The sequence below is a fragment of the Pseudomonas sp. HP_08 genome (assembly GCF_055284095.1).
This window is the reverse complement of sequence record NZ_JBTOQC010000014.1, coordinates 13,941-31,858: the sequence shown is the minus strand read 5'-3', so window position 1 is coordinate 31,858 and position 17,918 is coordinate 13,941. Positions and strand designations below refer to the sequence as shown.

Annotated in this window: 16 protein-coding genes; 9 read left to right on the top strand and 7 right to left on the bottom strand. The window is 63.2% G+C overall.

Going from position 1 to position 17,918, the window contains the following annotated elements:
• The first annotated feature begins 47 nt into the window (after positions 1-47).
• From ACYAS9_RS14820 to gcvH, 5 genes are all read left to right on the top strand, one after another.
• Positions 48-1,268, top strand: coding sequence for a 2-octaprenyl-3-methyl-6-methoxy-1,4-benzoquinol hydroxylase (locus ACYAS9_RS14820; RefSeq protein WP_463569060.1), 1,221 nt, complete (start codon positions 48-50; stop codon positions 1,266-1,268).
• Positions 1,269-1,374: 106 nt separating this feature from the next.
• Complete coding sequence (locus ACYAS9_RS14815; protein WP_463569059.1) at positions 1,375-2,376, top strand: extracellular solute-binding protein; 1,002 nt, start codon at positions 1,375-1,377, stop codon at positions 2,374-2,376.
• 78 nt (positions 2,377-2,454) lie between these two features.
• A complete protein-coding gene (locus ACYAS9_RS14810) occupies positions 2,455-4,071 on the top strand; it encodes an ABC transporter permease (protein WP_463569058.1) in 1,617 nt (538 codons plus the stop codon).
• A 210-nt stretch (positions 4,072-4,281) separates the two neighbouring features.
• A complete protein-coding gene (gene gcvT / locus ACYAS9_RS14805; RefSeq protein ID WP_463569057.1) occupies positions 4,282-5,364 on the top strand; it encodes a glycine cleavage system aminomethyltransferase GcvT in 1,083 nt (360 codons plus the stop codon).
• Between the two features lie 47 nt (positions 5,365-5,411).
• Positions 5,412-5,798 (top strand): glycine cleavage system protein GcvH, encoded by a 387-nt coding sequence (gene gcvH / locus ACYAS9_RS14800; protein WP_463569056.1) that lies wholly within the window; start codon positions 5,412-5,414, stop codon positions 5,796-5,798.
• 60 nt (positions 5,799-5,858) lie between these two features.
• Here gcvH and ACYAS9_RS14795 read toward each other — a convergent pair whose 3' ends face one another.
• The 5 genes from ACYAS9_RS14795 to ACYAS9_RS14775 all read right to left on the bottom strand — a co-directional run bounded on the left by ACYAS9_RS14795 (position 5,859) and on the right by ACYAS9_RS14775 (position 9,946).
• On the bottom strand, positions 5,859-6,170 hold the full coding sequence (locus tag ACYAS9_RS14795; protein WP_459743454.1) for a DUF2388 domain-containing protein: 312 nt from the start codon (positions 6,168-6,170) through the stop codon (positions 5,859-5,861).
• Between the two features lie 79 nt (positions 6,171-6,249).
• Positions 6,250-6,693: an NfeD family protein gene (locus ACYAS9_RS14790; protein WP_463569055.1), complete on the bottom strand. Its 444-nt coding sequence runs from the start codon at positions 6,691-6,693 to the stop codon at positions 6,250-6,252.
• Between the two features lie 10 nt (positions 6,694-6,703).
• Entirely contained in the window at positions 6,704-7,624 is a 921-nt protein-coding gene (locus tag ACYAS9_RS14785; protein ID WP_463569054.1) for an SPFH domain-containing protein, read from the bottom strand.
• Between the two features lie 76 nt (positions 7,625-7,700).
• Entirely contained in the window at positions 7,701-9,485 is a 1,785-nt protein-coding gene (gene tfpB / locus ACYAS9_RS14780) for a type IV pilus assembly ATPase TfpB (RefSeq protein WP_463569053.1), read from the bottom strand.
• 113 nt (positions 9,486-9,598) lie between these two features.
• Positions 9,599-9,946 (bottom strand): hypothetical protein, encoded by a 348-nt coding sequence (locus ACYAS9_RS14775; protein ID WP_463569052.1) that lies wholly within the window; start codon positions 9,944-9,946, stop codon positions 9,599-9,601.
• Between the two features lie 126 nt (positions 9,947-10,072).
• Here ACYAS9_RS14775 and ACYAS9_RS14770 point away from each other — a divergent pair, with 126 nt between their 5' ends.
• Positions 10,073-10,543 (top strand): Lrp/AsnC family transcriptional regulator, encoded by a 471-nt coding sequence (locus ACYAS9_RS14770; RefSeq protein ID WP_463569051.1) that lies wholly within the window; start codon positions 10,073-10,075, stop codon positions 10,541-10,543.
• A 34-nt stretch (positions 10,544-10,577) separates the two neighbouring features.
• On the opposite strand, the gene ACYAS9_RS14765 is transcribed toward ACYAS9_RS14770, so the two are convergent.
• The gene (locus ACYAS9_RS14765; RefSeq protein WP_463569050.1) at positions 10,578-11,945 is read right to left on the bottom strand and encodes a CYTH domain-containing protein; all 1,368 of its coding nucleotides are present in this window, start codon (positions 11,943-11,945) and stop codon (positions 10,578-10,580) included.
• 145 nt (positions 11,946-12,090) lie between these two features.
• Between ACYAS9_RS14765 and argE the strand changes: the two genes are divergently transcribed.
• Both argE and argA read left to right on the top strand, forming a co-directional pair.
• Positions 12,091-13,239, top strand: a complete 1,149-nt coding sequence (gene argE / locus ACYAS9_RS14760; protein WP_463569049.1) for an acetylornithine deacetylase — start codon at positions 12,091-12,093, stop codon at positions 13,237-13,239.
• Between the two features lie 138 nt (positions 13,240-13,377).
• On the top strand, positions 13,378-14,676 hold the full coding sequence (argA, locus tag ACYAS9_RS14755) for an amino-acid N-acetyltransferase (RefSeq protein WP_463569048.1): 1,299 nt from the start codon (positions 13,378-13,380) through the stop codon (positions 14,674-14,676).
• Between the two features lie 4 nt (positions 14,677-14,680).
• Here the strand turns inward: argA and mhpT are convergent, their stop codons facing one another.
• The gene (gene mhpT, locus ACYAS9_RS14750) at positions 14,681-15,892 is read right to left on the bottom strand and encodes a 3-(3-hydroxy-phenyl)propionate transporter MhpT (protein ID WP_463569047.1); all 1,212 of its coding nucleotides are present in this window, start codon (positions 15,890-15,892) and stop codon (positions 14,681-14,683) included.
• 325 nt (positions 15,893-16,217) lie between these two features.
• On the opposite strand from mhpT, the gene ACYAS9_RS14745 reads away from it, so the two are divergent.
• The gene (locus ACYAS9_RS14745) at positions 16,218-17,543 is read left to right on the top strand and encodes an OprD family porin (protein WP_463569046.1); all 1,326 of its coding nucleotides are present in this window, start codon (positions 16,218-16,220) and stop codon (positions 17,541-17,543) included.
• The last annotated feature ends 375 nt before the right edge of the window (positions 17,544-17,918 follow it).

Sequence of the window (17,918 nt, the reverse complement as noted above, 5' to 3'; positions counted from 1 at the left end):
CTCTCACCACCCACCGGCCTGCGCGCCCAATACGAGTGATCTGAACCATGGAAACCCGCGCGGATGTGCTGATCGTTGGAGCCGGCATGGTCGGCAGTGCCCTGGCGCTGGCATTGCAAGGCAGCGGCCTGGACGTGCTGGTGGTCGACGGCGGCTCCATGAGCGTCGAACCGTTCGACCCGCACGCGCCGTTCGAGCCGCGTGTCAGCGCGCTGTCGGCCGCCAGCCAGCGGATTCTGCAGCGTCTCGGCGCTTGGGACGGCATCGTCTCAAGGCGCCTGAGTCCCTACGCGCAGATGCAGGTCTGGGATGGCAGCGGCACCGGACAGATTCATTTTTCCGCCGCCAGCGTGCACGCCGATGTGCTCGGTCACATCGTCGAGAACCGCGTGGTCCAGGATGCGCTGCTTGAGCGCCTGCACGACAGCGACATCGGCCTGCTGGAGCATGCACGCCTCGAACAGCTGCGCCATTCCGGCGATGACTGGCTGCTGACCCTGGCCGATGGCCGGCGCCTGCGGGCACCGCTGGTGGTCGGCGCGGACGGTGCACACTCGGCCATCCGCCGCTTGAGCGGCACGCCGACCCGCGAATGGGATTACCTGCATCACGCCATCGTCACCAGCGTGCGCACCGAACAACCGCACGGCCGCACGGCCTGGCAGCGCTTCACCGACGACGGCCCGCTGGCCTTCCTGCCACTGGCGCGCGAAGGCGAGCATTGGTGCTCCATCGTCTGGTCGGTGACCCCGGTCGAGGCCGAACGCTTGATGGCGCTCGACAGCACCTTGTTCAGCGCCGAACTGGAACGCGCCTTCGAGGGACAACTGGGCACCGTGCTGCATGCCGACGCGCGCATGTGCGTACCGCTGCGCCAGCGCCACGCCAAGCGCTATGTGGCCCCGGGCCTGGCGCTGATCGGCGATGCCGCGCACACCATTCACCCGTTGGCCGGGCAGGGCGTGAACCTGGGCTTTCTGGATGCGGCCGTGCTGGCTGAAGTGCTGTTGCACGCCGCCGCACGCGGCGAAAGGCTTGCCGATGAACGTGTACTGGGTCGCTACGAGCGCCGGCGCATGCCGCACAACCTGAGCCTGATGGCCGCAATGGAAGGCTTCGAGCGGCTGTTCCAGGACGACCGTCTGCCCTTGCGCTGGCTGCGCAACACCGGCCTGAAAGTGGTCAACGACCTGCCCGAAGTCAAAGCCATGTTCGTGCGCGAAGCATTGGGATTGTCGGGAGAAATGCCGGCCCTGGCGCGGATCTAAGCCGCGTGTCGCAACATTAAGTTACGGCTCTTCACCTCCCTTGATTGAGGTCGCCAATGGTATTGACTACCATTTCGGCCTCGTATTTGAACCTAGAGGCTTTCCCATGCAGGCAAGCAAGCGTCTTCTCGCTGCCCTGACACTGACAATGCTCGGCAGCACTGCCCAGGCGGCCGATGAAGTTGTGGTGTATTCGTCGCGAATCGACGAGTTGATCAAGCCCGTTTTCGATGCCTATACCGCCAAGACCGGGGTCAAGATCAAGTTCATCACTGACAAGGAAGCGCCGCTGATGCAGCGCATCAAGGCCGAGGGTGAAAACGCCACCGCCGACCTGCTGCTGACCGTCGATGCCGGCAACCTGTGGCAAGCCGAGCAGATGGGCATCCTGCAACCGTTCAGCACGCCGACGATCGATGCCAACATCCCGACGCAGTATCGCTCATCGACCCACGCCTGGACCGGGCTGAGCCTGCGCGCGCGGACCATTGCCTACTCGACCGACCGGGTCAAACCCGAAGAGCTGAGCACCTACGAGGCGCTGGCCGACAAGAACTGGGAAGGCCGCCTGTGCCTGCGCACGGCCAAGAAGGTTTATAACCAGTCGCTGACCGCCACCCTGATCGAAACCCACGGCGTCGAGGCCACCGACAAGATTCTCAAGGGCTGGGTCAACAACCTGTCCACCGACGTGTTCTCCGACGACATCGCCGTGCTTGAGGCCATCAACGCCGGCCAGTGCGACGTCGGCATCGTCAACAGCTACTACTACGGCCGTCTGCACAAGCAGAACCCGCAATTGGCGGTGAAACTGTTCTGGCCCAACCAGAACGACCGTGGCGTACACGTCAACCTGTCGGGTATCGGCCTGACGAAGCACGCACCGCATGCCGAGGCGGCCAAGGCGCTGGTGGAATGGATGACCGGTCCTGAAGCCCAGGCGATCTTCGCCGGCGTCAATCAGGAGTTCCCGGCCAACCCGAACGTGCCGCCGAGTGCCGAAGTGGCCAGCTGGGGTTCGTTCAAGGCCGACACCATCCCGGTCGAAGTCGCGGGCAAGCGTCAGGCAGAAGCGATTCGCATGATGGATCGCGCGGGCTGGAATTGATTTAATACCCGCCCTTTTCGCCGTTCGCGGTTAAAACCGCGAACACTGGCGAACCACCGCGAACCGAGATTCCCTCTTTTGGCCCATCCCGCCCAACGCCGCTGGTATCCCCTGGTCTTTGCCATCGCCGCGCTGGTGCTGTTACCCCTCAGCGTCCTGTTGTTGTCCTGGCAAAGTGTCGATCAACAGATCTGGTCGCACCTGCTTGAAACCCAGATGACCCGCTTGCTGGGCAACACCCTGACGCTGGTGCTCGGCGTCGGGGTGGGCGTGACCCTGCTGGGCGTGAGCCTGGCCTGGCTGACCAGCCTGTGCGAATTCCCCGGCCGGCGCTGGCTCGACTGGGCCTTGATGCTGCCGTTCGCGATCCCCGCCTATGTGCTGGCGTTTGTCTTCGTCGGCCTGCTGGACTTTGCCGGCCCCGTGCAAACTCTGCTGCGCGAGTGGTTCGGCACTGGTCTGCGCCTGCCACGTGTGCGCTCCACCGGCGGGGTGATCGTGGTGCTGGTGCTGGTGTTCTATCCCTATGTCTACCTGCTGGCGCGCACTGCGTTTCTGGCTCAGGGTCGCGGCCTGACGGAAGCGGCGCGGGTGCTCGGCCTGTCGCCTCTGCAAGCGTTCTGGCGCGTGGGCCTGCCGATGGCACGCCCGGCCATCGGTGCCGGCGTGGCGCTGGCGCTGATGGAAACCCTGGCGGATTTTGGCGCGGTGTCAGTGTTCAACTTCGACACCTTTACCACCGCCATCTACAAGACCTGGTACGGCTTCTTCAGCCTCTCCAGCGCAGCGCAACTGGCCAGCCTGCTGTTACTGGCGGTGATGGTCGTGTTGTATGGCGAACGTCGCGCACGCGGCATCAGCCGGCCCACCAACGAGCGCCCGCGCGGCAAGGCGTTGTACCACCTGCGTGGTTTCAAGGCGCTGGCGGCCAGCAGCTGGTGCGCGCTGGTGTTCATCTGCGCGTTTGCCGTGCCGATGCTGCAACTGGTGGTCTGGGTCTGGCAGCGCGGGCGCTTCGACCTGGACGAACGTTACACCGGCCTGGTGCTGCACACCTTGTACCTAGGCAGCATTGCCGCGCTGATCACCGTCAGCGTGGCGCTGGTGCTGGTGTTCGCCCAGCGCCTGGCGCCGATCACGGCGATACGCTCAGGGGTCGGCCTTGCCAACCTGGGCTATGCGCTGCCGGGCTCGGTGCTGGCGGTGTCGATCATGCTGGCGTTCAGTTACCTGGACCGGGCGCTGGTGATTCCGCTGTCGTCGTGGCTGGGCGGCGCCGGCAAGCCGTTGCTGCTGGGCAGCCTGGCGGCCTTGCTGCTGGCGTATCTGGTGCGTTTCATTGCCGTGGCCTACAGCCCGCTGGAAAGCAGCCTGGCGCGGATCCGCCCGTCGTTGCCGGAAGCGGCGCGCAGCCTGGGCACCAGCGGCCCACGGCTGTTTTTCACCATTTATCTGCCCTTGCTGGTGCCGGGCGCCTTGAGCGCGGCCTTGCTGGTGTTTGTCGATGTGCTCAAGGAAATGCCCGCCACCTTGCTGATGCGCCCGTTCGGCTGGGACACCCTGGCGGTGCGCATCTTTGAAATGACCAGCGAGGGCGAGTGGGCGCGGGCCGCCTTGCCGGCCCTGACCCTGGTGCTGGTCGGCCTGCTGCCGGTGATCGGCCTCATTCGCCGCTCGGCCCGCCAGCACGGCTGATACCTTGCTGCTGGCCAAATGAAATGACACTGCGTATTTCAGATCGTCCTGCGTCGGATGCGGGCTTCTCGTCATGCGGCTACAATGCGCCGCAATCGATGCGGACCGTTGCTTCGACGGCAGGTTTTCAGTTGTAGCAGACCCCGAGTCATTGGGGGCTTGCCAGCCAGTTGCGGCCCGTATCCTCGCCACGCCCGGAAGGAGAAACCCATGGGACAGCGTACCCCCCTGTTTGACCTGCACCTCGCGCTGGGCGCGAAGATGGTCGATTTTGGTGGTTGGGACATGCCGTTGCACTACGGCTCGCAAGTTGAGGAGCACCATCAGGTGCGTCGCGATTGCGGTGTATTCGATGTCTCTCACATGCATGTGATCGATATTATCGGCAGCCAGGCCAAGCCCTGGCTGCGTTACCTGCTGGCCAACGATGTGGGCCGCCTGCAAGACACCGGCCGGGCGCTGTACAGCGCCATGCTCGATGAACAGGGCGGCATCATCGACGACATGGTCGTCTACCTAACGCCTGTCGGTTATCGCCTGGTGGTCAATGCCGCCACCGGCGCCAAGGACCTGGCCTGGATGCAGGCTCACCTGGCCGGCTTCGATGTGCAACTGATCGAGCACCCGGAACTGGCGATGCTGGCCATTCAGGGCCCGCGGGCCCGCCAGCGGATTGCCGAGTTGCTGTCGAGCCAGCGCGCCGAGCTGATCCGCCGCCTCAAGCCTTTCGAAGGCCATGATGATCAAGACTGGTTCATTGCCCGCACCGGCTATACCGGCGAAGACGGGCTGGAAATAATTTTGCCCGCCGATCAGGCGCCGGCGTTTTTCAACGATCTGGTCGGCGCCGGCATCTCGCCGATCGGCCTGGGCGCGCGTGACACGCTGCGCCTGGAGGCCGGCATGAACCTGTATGGCCAGGACATCGACGAAAATGTCTCGCCGCTGGTCGCCAACATGGCCTGGAGCATTGCCTGGGAGCCTGCAGAGCGCAACTTCATCGGCCGCACTGCGCTGGAGCACGAGCGGGCCGCAGGCGCCGCTTCCAAGCTGGTCGGCCTGGTGCTTGAAGAGCGCGGTGTTTTACGCGCCCATCAAGTGGTACGAATCGCAGAAATTGGCGATGGAGAGATCACCAGTGGTAGTTTCTCTCCTACGCTGAGCAAGTCGATTGCTCTGGCCCGCGTGCCGATGGCTACCGCCGACCGGGCCGAGGTGGAAATTCGCGGCAAGTGGTACCCCGTGCGCGTGGTGCGCCCGAGCTTTGTGCGCCATGGCAAAGTGCTTATCTAATGAATTTATGCGGGTGACCGCTGACCTGATGAAGCTGAGGATGACAAATGAGCAATATTCCCGCCGAACTGCGTTTCGCCGAAAGCCATGAATGGGCGCGCCTGGAAGCCGACGGTACGATTACCGTGGGCATTTCCGACCACGCTCAACAAGCGTTGGGTGATGTAGTGTTCGTCGAGTTGCCGGAAGTCGGCACCGTGTTCGCCGCCGGCGACACCGCAGGCGTGGTCGAGTCGGTCAAGGCCGCCTCCGACATCTATTCGCCGGTGGCCGGTGAAGTTATCCAGGCCAATGAACAACTGGGCGACAGCCCCGAGCTGCTCAACAGCGAACCCTACGGCACCTGGATCTTCAAGCTCAAACCAGCCGACGCCGAGGCCGATCTGGCCAAGCTGCTCGATGCAGCCGGTTATCAGGCCGCTATCGGCGAATAACCCCTCAAAAAAATGCCGCTCCATTGAGCGGCATTTTTTTGTGTACGCGTTTTACGTGTATCACTGAGCTTCGCGGGTCAGGATCGCGTTGGCCAGTTCCATGTCGCTGGCCTGCAGGCCAGGATTGTCCTGGCGTACCTGGGCAATGGCGGCCTCCAGGAATGGCCCGCGAATCCCGCCATCGCTGGCCACGAAGCTACCGGCGTCGTCTTGAGCGGCGACGATCAGCTTGTGATCCTTGAAGGTCAGGTAAGTAGAACCGGTAGTGGCACCCGACGAAATGACGTCACGCCAGAAACCGGCATCGGCCATGGCCGAACCGACCGGAAGAGAGAGCAGAGCACAGGTGGCGACAGCAAGTTTCAGACGCATGGTGAAGTACTCCAGATAGGGGATGTTCCAAGCCATTGGAGATTTTCCGCCTCCTGTAGTTCCCTGCGCCCTCGATGGCTCACACCGGTTCGACCTTCAGCACCGTACCGTCCTGGCTCACGACCCTGACCCGGTTGCCCACCGCTGTATCGGGCCCGACCACGATCCACACGCTGTCGCCAACCCTGATCTTGCCGCGCCCTTCGACGATGGCTTGCTGCACCACAAAGCTGTGGCCGATCAGTTCATGACCGCGCCTGTTCAGCCCCGGCTGGTCCGAAGGCCGCGCCGCCGTACGCTGCCGATACCACCAGTACACCGCCGTCAGCACCGCAAACACCGCGAACAGCAGAAACTGCGCGGTCCATGGCAACTCCGGCAGCACGAAACTCAGCACACCGACCGCCGCCGCCGCGATGCCGATCCACAGCAGGTAGCCGCCGGCACCGAACACTTCCAGAATCAACAGGATCGTGCCCAGCGCCAGCCAGTCCCAGAACGAGAGGTTAGACAGCCAGCTCATGGTGTGCGCCTCAGGCCTTGCGGTCGAAAGTGGCTTTGACGATCTCGCCGATACCGCTCACCGCGCCGATGACCTGGCTGGCTTCCAGCGGCATCAGGATGACCTTGCTGTTGTCGGCAGACGCCAGCTGGCCGAGCGCTTCGATGTATTTCTGTGCCACGAAGTAGTTGATGGCCTGCACGTTGCCGGTGGCAATCGCCTCGGACACCACGCGGGTCGCCTGCGCTTCGGCCTCGGCCTGGCGCTCACGGGCTTCGGATTCCAGAAAGGCCGCTTGCCGGCTGCCCTCGGCTTCAAGGATCTGTGCCTGCTTCTTGCCTTCGGCGGTCAGGATCGCCGAGGCACGCAAGCCTTCGGCTTCAAGAATCTGCGCACGCTTGATCCGCTCGGCTTTCATCTGTCCGCTCATGGCCGCCATCAGGTCCTGCGGCGGGCTGATGTCCTTGATCTCGATACGGGTAATCTTGATGCCCCACGGCGCAGTCGCTTCATCGACGATGCGCAGCAGCCGCTCGTTGATACCGTCACGCTGGCTGAGCATTGCATCCAGCTCCATCGAGCCCAGTACGGTGCGGATGTTGGTTTGCAGCAGGTTGCGGATCGCGTGTTCGAGGTTGTTCACCTCGTACGCGGCCTGGGCCGTATTGATGACTTGAAAGAAGCACACGGCATCGATCTGCACCGTGGCGTTGTCGGCGGTGATGACTTCCTGCGGCGGAATGTCGAGCACGCTTTCCATCACGTTGATCTTGCGTCCGATGCGGTCCATGACCGGAATGATGATGTTCAGGCCGGGCTTGAGCGTGTTGGTGTAGCGGCCAAAGCGCTCCACGGTCCACTGGTAGCCTTGCGGTACCACCTTGAAGCCCATGAACACGATGGCCAGTGCCAGGCCAACGAACAGGAGGATTACGATACTTCCGGTTTGCATGGTACTTCCTTGTCAGTACGAGTTGAGGGCGGCGATTGTCGTCGATGTACAGCAATGCAGCACGCGGGCAAGTATTTCAACGTTGTTCGCTCTGCGGTGTGACGCGCAGCACTTCCTCAAGCGTAGTCAGCCCGGCCGAGACCTTTTGCGCCCCCGACAGGCGCAAGCTGCGCATGCCTTCCTTGAAAGCCTGGCGGCGCATGGCGGTGAGGTCCAGGTCGGCGGCGATCAGGGCCTTGACGCCGTCGGACATCAGCATGATCTCGTACACCCCGGCGCGCCCGCGATAGCCGGTGTCGCGGCACTCGGCGCAGCCCACGGCACGGTGCGCGCCGGCCGGCACCGGCGCCTGCCAGGGACGGGTGAGGGTTTGCCAGTCGACCTCGTCCAGCTCGATGGGCGCCTTGCAATGCGGGCATAACGTGCGCACCAGACGCTGGGCCATGACGCCGAGAATCGTCGCCTTGAGCAGATAGTGCGGCACGCCCAGCTCGAGCAGGCGGCTGATGGCGCTGGGCGCGTCGTTGGTGTGCAGGGTCGACAGCACCAGGTGACCGGTCAAGGCCGCCTGAATCGCCATTTCAGCGGTCTCCAGGTCACGAATTTCGCCGATCATGATGATATCCGGGTCCTGACGCATCAGGGCCCGCACGCCGCTGGCGAAGGTCAGGTCGATATTATGCTGCACCTGCATCTGGTTGAAGGCCGGCTCGACCATTTCGATCGGGTCTTCAATGGTGCACAGGTTGACCTCGCTGGTCGCCAGCTTCTTGAGCGTGGTGTACAGCGTGGTGGTCTTGCCGGAACCGGTCGGGCCGGTGACCAGAATGATGCCGTTGGGCTGGCAGGTCATGCCCTGCCAGCGGCGCAAATCGTCGCTGGAAAAACCCAGCTGGTCGAAGTCCTTGAGCAGCACATCAGGGTCGAAAATCCGCATCACCAGCTTTTCGCCGAAGGCGGTCGGGAGCGTCGACAGCCGCAGCTCGACCTCGCCGCCGGCCGGGGTGCTGGTCTTGACCCGGCCGTCCTGGGGCTTGCGCTTTTCGGCGACGTTCATGCGGCCCAGGCTCTTGAGCCGGCTGACCACCGCCATGATCACCTGCGGCGGAAACTGATAAACGTTGTGCAGCACGCCGTCGATGCGAAAGCGCACCGTGCCGTGTTCGCGGCGTGGCTCGATGTGGATATCGCTGGCGCGTTGCTGAAAAGCGTACTGGAACAGCCAGTCGACGATATTGACGATGTGCGCATCGTTGGCGTCGGGCTCCTGGTCGCTGGCACCGAGCTTGAGCAGCTGCTCGAAGTTGCCCATGTTGCTGGTTTTCTGATCGGTTGCCGTGGCGCCGCTGACCGATTTTGCCAGGCGAAAGAATTCCACGGTCATGCGCTGGATATCGGCCGGGTTGGCGACCACGCGCTTGATCGGCAGCTTGAGCACATGCGACAGGTCTGCTTCCCAGCCCTGCACATAAGGTTGCGCGCTGGCGATGGTCACCGACTCGCGGTCCACCGCCACGGCCAGAATCCGGTGGCGCTGGGCGAAGGCGTAGGACATCAGCGGGGTAACGGCCGCCACGTTGATCTTCAGCGGGTCGATGCGCAGGTACGGCTGGCCTGATTGCGCCGCCAGCCAGGCGGTCAGGGTTTCCAGGTCCAGCTTGCGACCGGGACGCTTGAGGTCTTCAAAGGCCTGGCTGGCGAGAAACTCCAGCGGGTGCAACTGAATATTGGCCGAACCACGCCGCAGGGTGATGGCCGTTTCGGCGTCGCTTTGCTCCAGATGACCCTGAGTAACCAGGTCGCGCAGCAGATCGTTGAGGTCAAGCCAGCGGTCCGTGGAAGAGGTAGCGTGAACAGCCATGCTGGTTCCTTGGGCGAGTCCGGAGAGGTGTCACTCTGATAGCGAGCAAGCGTAGACCCCAAGCGTGCCAGTGTTGCGCCCCTTATGTGAACAGGCATTGCTGCAAATATTGGTTACGCCATCGCTCGGGCGCCCATGGATTCGACTGCCAGGGCGTGATCGAGGGCCTGCAATTGCACTGAATCGACATCGATCAGGTTGCGCATTTTTTCACCGATCACCTCGGCCCGGTGCGCGCTCAGGCCATCCACATCCACCTCGATGTGCAGCTCATCGCCACGGCGCAACATATTGATCTGGCTGGGCACCAGATACTGCATGGCAAACAGGTTCAGCACCTGACAGAGCAGCGCAGGCTCGGCGGCGGCCTGGATACGGTAGCGCACCGCACACTGCGATTGAGCGGCGGACCAGGCATCCGGGCGGCGTGGCGAGGCAGGTACGGCTTCGAGCGTGGGCATGGGCGGATCTCCTGAGCAAGTGCTGAAATTCTTGCATGAAGATCGCGGCAAAACTGGTCTATTATCCGGCCTGAGCGCCAGATAGCGCATGATCAATCTGTCATGCACGCCCAAAGAGAATTATTCATGTCAACAGAGCTGGATGCCTTTGATCGCAAGATCCTGACACTTCTTCAGGAAGACGCCTCTCTTTCCAGCGCGCAAATCGCCGAGCAAGTGGGCTTGTCGCAGTCGCCGTGCTGGCGACGGATTCAGCGGCTCAAGGATGAAGGGGTTATCCGCCGTCAGGTCACCTTGCTCGATCGCAAGAAGATCGGTCTGAATACGCAAATCTTCGCCGAGATCAAACTCAACGCCCACGGCCGCTCCAACTTCGCCGAATTCACCGAGGCGATTCGCGAGTTTCCCGAGGTGCTGGAGTGTTATGTGCTGATGGGCGCGGTGGATTTTCTGTTGCGCATCGTGACGGCCGATATCGAGGCCTACGAGAAATTCTTCTTCGACAAACTGTCGATGGTGCCGGGGATTCAGGAAGTGAATTCGATCGTGGCGTTATCGGAAATCAAATCGACCACGACCTTGCCGATCGGGCGCTAGCCATTCGCGGCCAATGGCCGCGAATGGCACGGGATTACAACTTCAGCAGTTCTTTCCAGGTCTTGGTCTGCGCGACCGTCAGCGCCTGCTGGACGCGGGCGTCGAGCACTTCGTCGCTGATGTCCTGGTTGGCCAGCTTTTCCAGCTTGTTCAGCTCGCCATACAAACGGTCCATCTCCGGCAGCTCAAGCACATGGCGGGCCCAGTGCAGCCAGGCCTGCAAGCGCTCGATGCGCGGCAGTTGCTCGGCCAGGTCTTCGGGCTGTTGCTGGTAACGGGTCAGTTGCAAGGACCGGGCTTCGTCGGCCAGTTGCGTCGGTAGCCAGTTACCCAGCTCGACGGCGCCCAGGCGGTTGCCGCGATTGTTGCGATCCACCGTCCAGCTGCGGGCCAGCAACCAGCGCGAGGTGTTCAGCGAGAACTCGCCCCAGCGGGTGTCTTGCAGTTCTTCGAGGAACTGCTCATGGGCGGCGCCGCGCACGTCTTCGTCGTCCTGGCCGGCCTGCACCAGCGGGCGCCAGTCTTCGAGCAAGGCATCCAGTGCGCTGCGCAGGCTGGCGGTGGTGGCGCGCGGGGCGCACTGGCCCAGGCTACCGGTCAGGGCGCGCAGCTCGGCGAGTTGCTCGACCCAGTCTTGCAGCAGGCGCCAGTGACCGTTGAAGCGATATTGCTCGGCCAGCCGCTGGCTGCTGCCCAGCAGGTGCCAGGCCAGCGCGGTGTAGGCGTCGTCCAGCGGCAGTTCGGCGTGCAGTTGCGGCGCCTTGAGGCTCAGCGAGTAGCTGCCGGCATCGAGCAGGCGATAGCCGCGCTCGGCCTTGCTGATATCGCACGGCATCAGCGGCAGGGTCGCGGCCAGCTCGGCGGCCAGTTCCAGCAGGGCATCGGGCTCGCCTTCACGCAGCTCAAGCTCCAGCTCGCAGATTTCTTCTTTCTGCTTGCCGGCCACCACCTGACCCAGGTCCAGCGCGGCTTCGATCACCACCTTGGCCTTGCCGCGACCCCAGGCAATCTCGGCTTTTTCGCGGACGAAATCGGTGGTGAACAGCGGCTTGATGGTTTTCTTGTCGAGTTCGGCCAGTTGCTCGGGCCAGCACTGGTCATCGAGCTTCTTCAGGTCGAGCTTGGCCTTGGCCAGGTCCCAGTTGAACTCGTTGCGCTCCGACAGCCCGGCGACGCTCTGGCCACGGGTCTTGAGGGTCTGGATCAGCTGCTCGCCATCGCGGCGAATGCGCAGCGCGACCTTGGCGCCGGCCAGGTCGCGTTCCGCGGTATCGAAGTACTGGTTGGTCAGTTCCAGGCGCTCCCAGCCGCTCTTGTTACGCTTTTTCAGCAGGGGATGCTCGCGCAGGGCGACGAGGGTTTCGCGGCTGACGCGCAGTTTGATTTCGGTTTCTTTGTGCATGGCCGGGGCAATCCAAACGCTGGTACTGATGAGAACGGCAGTGTACAGGACATGGGCCATCACGGTTTATTCCTGACGCGTTATGCCTCTATGATGGACCGCATCGCGTTTTGCCACTCTTGTCACTCTTGCTGCGGAGCCGCTCATGCCCTTGCCATCCTTGAAGGACCAGTTCGCCGCGCTGATCGCCACCCCATCGGTTAGCTGCACCCAGGCGTCGCTGGACCAGTCCAACCGGGCGGTCATCGACCTGCTGGCCGGCTGGCTGGGCGACCTGGGCTTTGCCTGCGAGATCCAGACCATATCGCCGGGCAAGTTCAATCTGCTGGCCACTTACGGCAGCGGCCCGGGCGGCCTGGTGCTGGCCGGGCACAGCGACACGGTGCCCTACGACGATGCGTTGTGGCAGACCGACCCGCTGAAGCTGACCGAGGTCGACGGCCGCTGGGTGGGCCTGGGCAGTTGCGACATGAAGGGCTTTTTTGCCTTGATCATCGAGGCGGTAAGGCCGTTGCTCGACCAGCCGTTCAGGCAGCCGCTGCTGATTCTGGCCACCTGCGACGAAGAAAGCTCGATGGCCGGCGCCCGTGCCCTGGCCGATGCCGGCCGGCCACTGGGACGCGCGGCGGTGATCGGCGAGCCGACCGGGCTCAAGCCGATTCGCCTGCACAAGGGCGTGATGATGGAGCGCATCGACATTCTCGGGCGCAGCGGCCACTCTTCAGACCCCAGCCTGGGCCACAGCGCACTGGAAGCCATGCACGACGCCATCAGCGAGCTGAAAGGCCTGCGCACGCAATGGCAGACCGAGTACCGCAACCCGCAGTTCACGGTGCCGCAGCCGACCCTCAACCTGGGCTGCATTCATGGCGGCGATAACCCCAACCGGATTTGCGGGCAGTGCTCGCTGGAATTCGACCTGCGGCCGCTGCCGGGCATGGACCCGGAAATTTTGCGCTCGCTGATTCGTCAGAAACTACAGCCCCTTGCCGAGCGGCATCAGGTGCAGATCGACTACAAACCGCTGTTTCCGGAGTGCGCGCCGTTCGAACAGGCCGCCGACGCGGAACTGGTGCGGGTTGCCGAGCGTCTGACAGGGCATACGGCCGCAGCGGTGGCATTTGGCACCGAAGCGCCTTATCTTCAACGGCTGGGCTGCGAAACCCTGGTGTTGGGCCCTGGTGACATCGCCTGTGCGCATCAGCCGGGCGAATATCTTGAAATGTCACGTTTGCAGCCTACAGTGCGTCTGTTAAGCCAGTTGATCGAACATTACTGCCTGACCCCGCAATAAGCGGCAGGCCGAACCCTGATAGCGAACCTTGATAGAAAGGAGAATGCGCGTGTTGCCAAGCCTGTTCCGACGATAACCGCCACCTCTGTTGTGCGTGTTGTGTGTCTTTCGTCCAACTTTTTACAGGCTTTTGCGGTTATGCCCGAATACGTCAATTGGCTTCGCCACGCTTCTCCTTATATCAACGCCCACCGCGACTGCACCTTTGTGGTCATGCTGCCCGGTGACGGTGTCGAACACCCCAACTTCGGCAATATCGTCCACGACCTGGTGCTGCTGCACAGCCTGGGCGTGCGCCTGGTGCTGGTGCATGGCACCCGGCCGCAGATCGAGAGCCGTCTGGCCCAGCGCGGCCTGACCCCGCGCTTTCACCGCGACCTGCGGGTCACCGATGCCGAAACCCTGGAATGCGTGATCGACGCAGTCGGCGGCTTGCGCATCGCCATCGAGGCGCGGCTGTCGATGGACATTGCCGCCTCGCCGATGCAGGGCTCGCGGCTGCGGGTCACTGGCGGCAACCTGGTTACCGCGCGGCCGATCGGCGTGCTTGAAGGCGTCGACTATCAACACACCGGCGAAGTGCGCCGCGTCGACCGCAAGGGCATCAACCGCCTGCTCGATGAGCGCCACATCGTGCTGCTCTCGCCACTGGGGTATTCGCCGACCGGCGAGGTGTTCAACCTGGCCTGCGAAGACGTCGCGACCCGCGTGGCCATCGACCTGGGCGCCGACAAGCTGCTGCTGTTCGGCGAAGAACAGGGCCTGCTGGATGAGCGCGGCCATCTGGTGCGCGAGCTGCGTCCGCAACAAGTGCCGGCGCATTTGCAGCGCCTGGGCAGCAACTACCAGGCCGAACTGCTGGATGCCGCCGCCGAAGCGTGCCGTGGCGGCGTGGGCCGTAGCCATATCGTCAGCTACGCCGAAAACGGCGCACTGCTGACCGAGCTGTTCACCCGTGACGGTGGCGGCACACTGGTCGCGCAAGAGCAGTTCGAGCGCGTGCGCGAAGCGGCCATCGAAGATGTCGGCGGCCTGATCGAGCTGATCACGCCACTGGAAGAGCAGGGCATTCTGGTGCGGCGCTCACGCGAAGTGCTGGAGCGCGAGATCGAGCAGTTCAGCGTGGTCGAGCGTGAAGGCATGATCATCGCCTGCGCGGCGCTGTACCCGATTGCCGACTCGCAAACCGGCGAGCTGGCGTGCCTGGCGGTCAACCCGGAATACCGCCATGGCGGGCGCGGCGATGAATTGCTTGAGCGCATCGAAAACCGTGCGCGGGCGCTGGGGCTGAAGACCTTGTTCGTCCTCACCACCCGCACCGCGCACTGGTTCCGCGAACGCGGCTTCGAGCCCAGCAGCGTTGACCGCCTGCCGAGCGCGCGTGCCTCGCTGTACAACTACCAGCGTAATTCGAAGATCTTCGAAAAGGCGCTGTAAGCCTTCAATTGGCGGTCTTCAGCCGTGGTCGCACGCCCAGGCCAGGGCGTGACACCACGGTAATGATCGCCAGCGCCGCAATCACCAGCCCCGGCGAGGTTGCCAGCAGCACGCCGGTGGTGCCGGCACCCGCCGCCAGAATCTGCCCGGCCGCCAATGGCCCGGCCACCGAACCCAGTCGCCCGATCGCCACCGCCGCGCCGACACCGGTCGCCCGCACCGAGGTCGGGTAGGACGGCGGCGCCATGGCGTACAGCACCAGTTGCGCCGCCATCACGAACACACCGGCCGCAAAGCCGGCGATCGCCATCGGCACGATGCCGACCGACAGGCCGACGCCGACCAGCGCGGCCAGCAGGCCCAGGTACACGCCGATCACCACTTTGACGCCATTGAAGCGGTCAAGCAGCAGGCCGCCGGACAGCGAACCCAGCGCGCCGCCAATGTTGAACAGCATCTGCACCAGCCCGGCTTCAGGCTTGCTAAAACCCTGGCCCATCAGCAACGACGGCAGCCAGTTGAGCAGCATGTACATCACCGTCAGGGTGAAGAAGTAGCTGACCCACAACGCCAGGGTGATCGGCGCACGGCTTTCGCCGAACAGGGCTTTGGAAGTCGAGACCCGCGCCGTGGCATCGGCCTGCTGACGGAACACGGTGGACTCGGGCAGCAGCACCATCATCAACGGCACCACCAGCAAGGGCGCCATGCCGCCGATGATGAACGTCAGTTGCCAGTGATCGCCGCCAAGCATTGCCACCACCGCCGCCAGGGCGCCGCCCAGCGGTACGCCGGCGTACATGATGCTGATCGCCGTGCCGCGCCGCTGCTCGCCCACCGCTTCCGCGCACAGGGCGATGAGGTTGGGCAAGGCCGCGCCCAGGCCCAGCCCGGTCATGAAGCGCACCAGCAACAGCACCGCGTAGCTCTGCACGTAGGCGGTGGCCAGGGAAAACACACCAAACAGCAGCACGGCGGCAATCAGGATTTTCTTGCGCCCGATCCGGTCGGCAATCCAGCCACCAAAGAAGGCACCGGGCAGCAGGCCGATGATGCCGGCACTGAATACCCAGCCGAGCATCCTGGGGTCCAGCTCGAATGTATGGCGCAAACCGGCAGCCGCCGTGCCTGCCGCTTGCAGGTCGAAGCCTTCGATAAGCGCCACGATAAAGCACAGCGCGATGGTGAGCGCCGGGCGGCGCAATGAACTGTCCATGGATAAACCTCATTGTTGTTTTTGTTGTGATCGCGAAGCTGACGGCCGCACGGTAGCAGGGTCATGCCGGGCTTGAAAATAAGATTAACAAAGATAACTAAAAAGCAAAGCCGATGCTGAATCGCCAGACGAACCAGCATGCTCAGTAAAAACATGGACTTAACCAAAACCATGCCCAGCCGAAAATATAGATAACAAAATTAACGTTCGATTATCGGATATTCCCCGTTGACGACCGCGTGCCGCCTTCCCATTCTTGCCCGCAAGCGGCACGGGATCTGCGCCGCTCGCGCTCAAGAACAACAACAATAAATGGACAACGGACATGCCAGACACACCTTCGGACATCCAGGGGGCTCGCCCGAGCCTTCCGTTTCATGCACTTCCTGCTCGCTGCTGCCTGGGGCTGGGCCTTGGCTTGAGCCTGTGCAGCCCGGCGCTATACGCCGAAGGTCTGCTGGACGACAGCCACGGCACCCTGACGCTGCGCAATTACTACTTGGACCGCGACTACAAGGACAACGGCGCCAAGACCGCCGCCCGCGAATGGGCACAGGCATTCATCCTCAATGTCGAATCGGGCTATACACCGGGCGCATTGGGTTTTGGCCTCGATGCGCGGGCGCTGGTGGGGATCAAGCTGGACTCATCGCCGGACCGCAGCGGCACCGAACTGCTGCCGGTGTCTGCCAGCGACAAACGCGCCCCGGACGACTACTCGCGCCTGGCGCTGACCGGCAAACTGCGCTTTGCCAAGACCACGGTGAAAACCGGCGATGTGTCGATCTTTCTGCCGTTTGCCTTCGCCAGCCCGTCGCGCCTGCTGCCGCAGACCTTTCGCGGCACCACCCTGAGTTCCAAGGACATCGACGGGCTGACGCTGAATGCCGGCTACATCGACCGCATCAACCGCCGCGACTCGACCTCTTACCAGAACATGGCCATCGCCTCGCCGAACGGGCGCTTCAACGGCGCGGCCACCAGCTCGCACATGAGCTATCTGGGCGGCGACTACCAGGTCAACAAGGACCTGAGCGTGCGCGTGTACCACGCCGAAGTGGACGATTTGTACCGGCAAAGCACCTTGGCGCTGCTGCACAACCTGCCGCTGGGCGACGGCGTACTGACCAGCGACCTGCGCAGTTTTTTCAGCGAAGAAGCAGGCGCCGCCAAGGCCGGCAAGGTCGACAACATCAACGCCTCGGCCCTGTTTTCGTACCGCTGGGGCGGGCACAAGCTTGGCGTCGGCTACATGAACTCGACCGGCGACACCGCCACACCATATGTGTCGGGCACCGAACTGATGGGCATGAGCGAACTGACCATGGCCTCGGACTTTCTCAATGCCAAGGAGCGCACTTGGCAGGCCATCTACGACTACGACTTTGCCGCCGCCGGCATCCCCGGCCTCAAGAGCCGCCTGCGCTATGTGCGCGGCGACAACATCGAACTGACCTCGCTGCGCGCCGAGGACCGCAAGGAACGCGAATTCCAGATGGAACTGGGCTACGTGATCCAGAGCGGCCCGCTCAAGCAACTGGGCTTTGTGGTGCGCAAGGCCATTTACCGCAACGACTTCCCGACCGGGGCAGCCTTTCGCGACGAAAACCAGACGCGGTTTCTGGCGACCTACACCTTGCCGCTCTGGTAATGCATCACACCAACACAACACCTTGTGTAGGAGCGCGCTTGCCCGCGACCGGCTGCGTTAGCAGTCGTAATTTTGTGGCGTTTCGCAGATTTTGCGAGCGCTAGCGCACTCGGTCGCGGGCGAGCGCGCTCCTACACAGGGGGTGTCAGGACATTACAGTTAGACCTTGCGCAGCAACGCCAGCAGTTGCTCGCGCTCGGCGTCATTGAGACGCGGTTTCTGGCGACCTACACCTTGCCGCTCTGGTAATGCATCACACCAACACAACACCTTTGTGTAGGAGCGCGCTTGCCCGCGACCGAGTGCGTAGCGCTCGCAAAATCTCGGAAACGCTGAAAATTTACGACTGCTAACGCAGCCGGTCGCGGTGGTCCG

What these genes read in the sequence shown, in the direction of transcription:
- ACYAS9_RS14820 (WP_463569060.1), top strand. Translation starts at nt 48, where the DNA reads ATGGAAACCCGCGCGGATGTGCTGATCGTTGGAGCCGGCATGGTCGGC.
- ACYAS9_RS14815 (WP_463569059.1), top strand. Translation starts at nt 1,375, where the DNA reads ATGCAGGCAAGCAAGCGTCTTCTCGCTGCCCTGACACTGACAATGCTC.
- gcvT (WP_463569057.1), top strand. Translation starts at nt 4,282, where the DNA reads ATGGGACAGCGTACCCCCCTGTTTGACCTGCACCTCGCGCTGGGCGCG.
- gcvH (WP_463569056.1), top strand. Translation starts at nt 5,412, where the DNA reads ATGAGCAATATTCCCGCCGAACTGCGTTTCGCCGAAAGCCATGAATGG.
- ACYAS9_RS14795 (WP_459743454.1), bottom strand. Translation starts at nt 6,170, where the DNA reads ATGCGTCTGAAACTTGCTGTCGCCACCTGTGCTCTGCTCTCTCTTCCG.
- ACYAS9_RS14790 (WP_463569055.1), bottom strand. Translation starts at nt 6,693, where the DNA reads ATGAGCTGGCTGTCTAACCTCTCGTTCTGGGACTGGCTGGCGCTGGGC.
- ACYAS9_RS14785 (WP_463569054.1), bottom strand. Translation starts at nt 7,624, where the DNA reads ATGCAAACCGGAAGTATCGTAATCCTCCTGTTCGTTGGCCTGGCACTG.
- tfpB (WP_463569053.1), bottom strand. Translation starts at nt 9,485, where the DNA reads ATGGCTGTTCACGCTACCTCTTCCACGGACCGCTGGCTTGACCTCAAC.
- ACYAS9_RS14775 (WP_463569052.1), bottom strand. Translation starts at nt 9,946, where the DNA reads ATGCCCACGCTCGAAGCCGTACCTGCCTCGCCACGCCGCCCGGATGCC.
- ACYAS9_RS14770 (WP_463569051.1), top strand. Translation starts at nt 10,073, where the DNA reads ATGTCAACAGAGCTGGATGCCTTTGATCGCAAGATCCTGACACTTCTT.
- ACYAS9_RS14765 (WP_463569050.1), bottom strand. Translation starts at nt 11,945, where the DNA reads ATGCACAAAGAAACCGAAATCAAACTGCGCGTCAGCCGCGAAACCCTC.
- argE (WP_463569049.1), top strand. Translation starts at nt 12,091, where the DNA reads ATGCCCTTGCCATCCTTGAAGGACCAGTTCGCCGCGCTGATCGCCACC.
- argA (WP_463569048.1), top strand. Translation starts at nt 13,378, where the DNA reads ATGCCCGAATACGTCAATTGGCTTCGCCACGCTTCTCCTTATATCAAC.
- mhpT (WP_463569047.1), bottom strand. Translation starts at nt 15,892, where the DNA reads ATGGACAGTTCATTGCGCCGCCCGGCGCTCACCATCGCGCTGTGCTTT.
- ACYAS9_RS14745 (WP_463569046.1), top strand. Translation starts at nt 16,218, where the DNA reads ATGCCAGACACACCTTCGGACATCCAGGGGGCTCGCCCGAGCCTTCCG.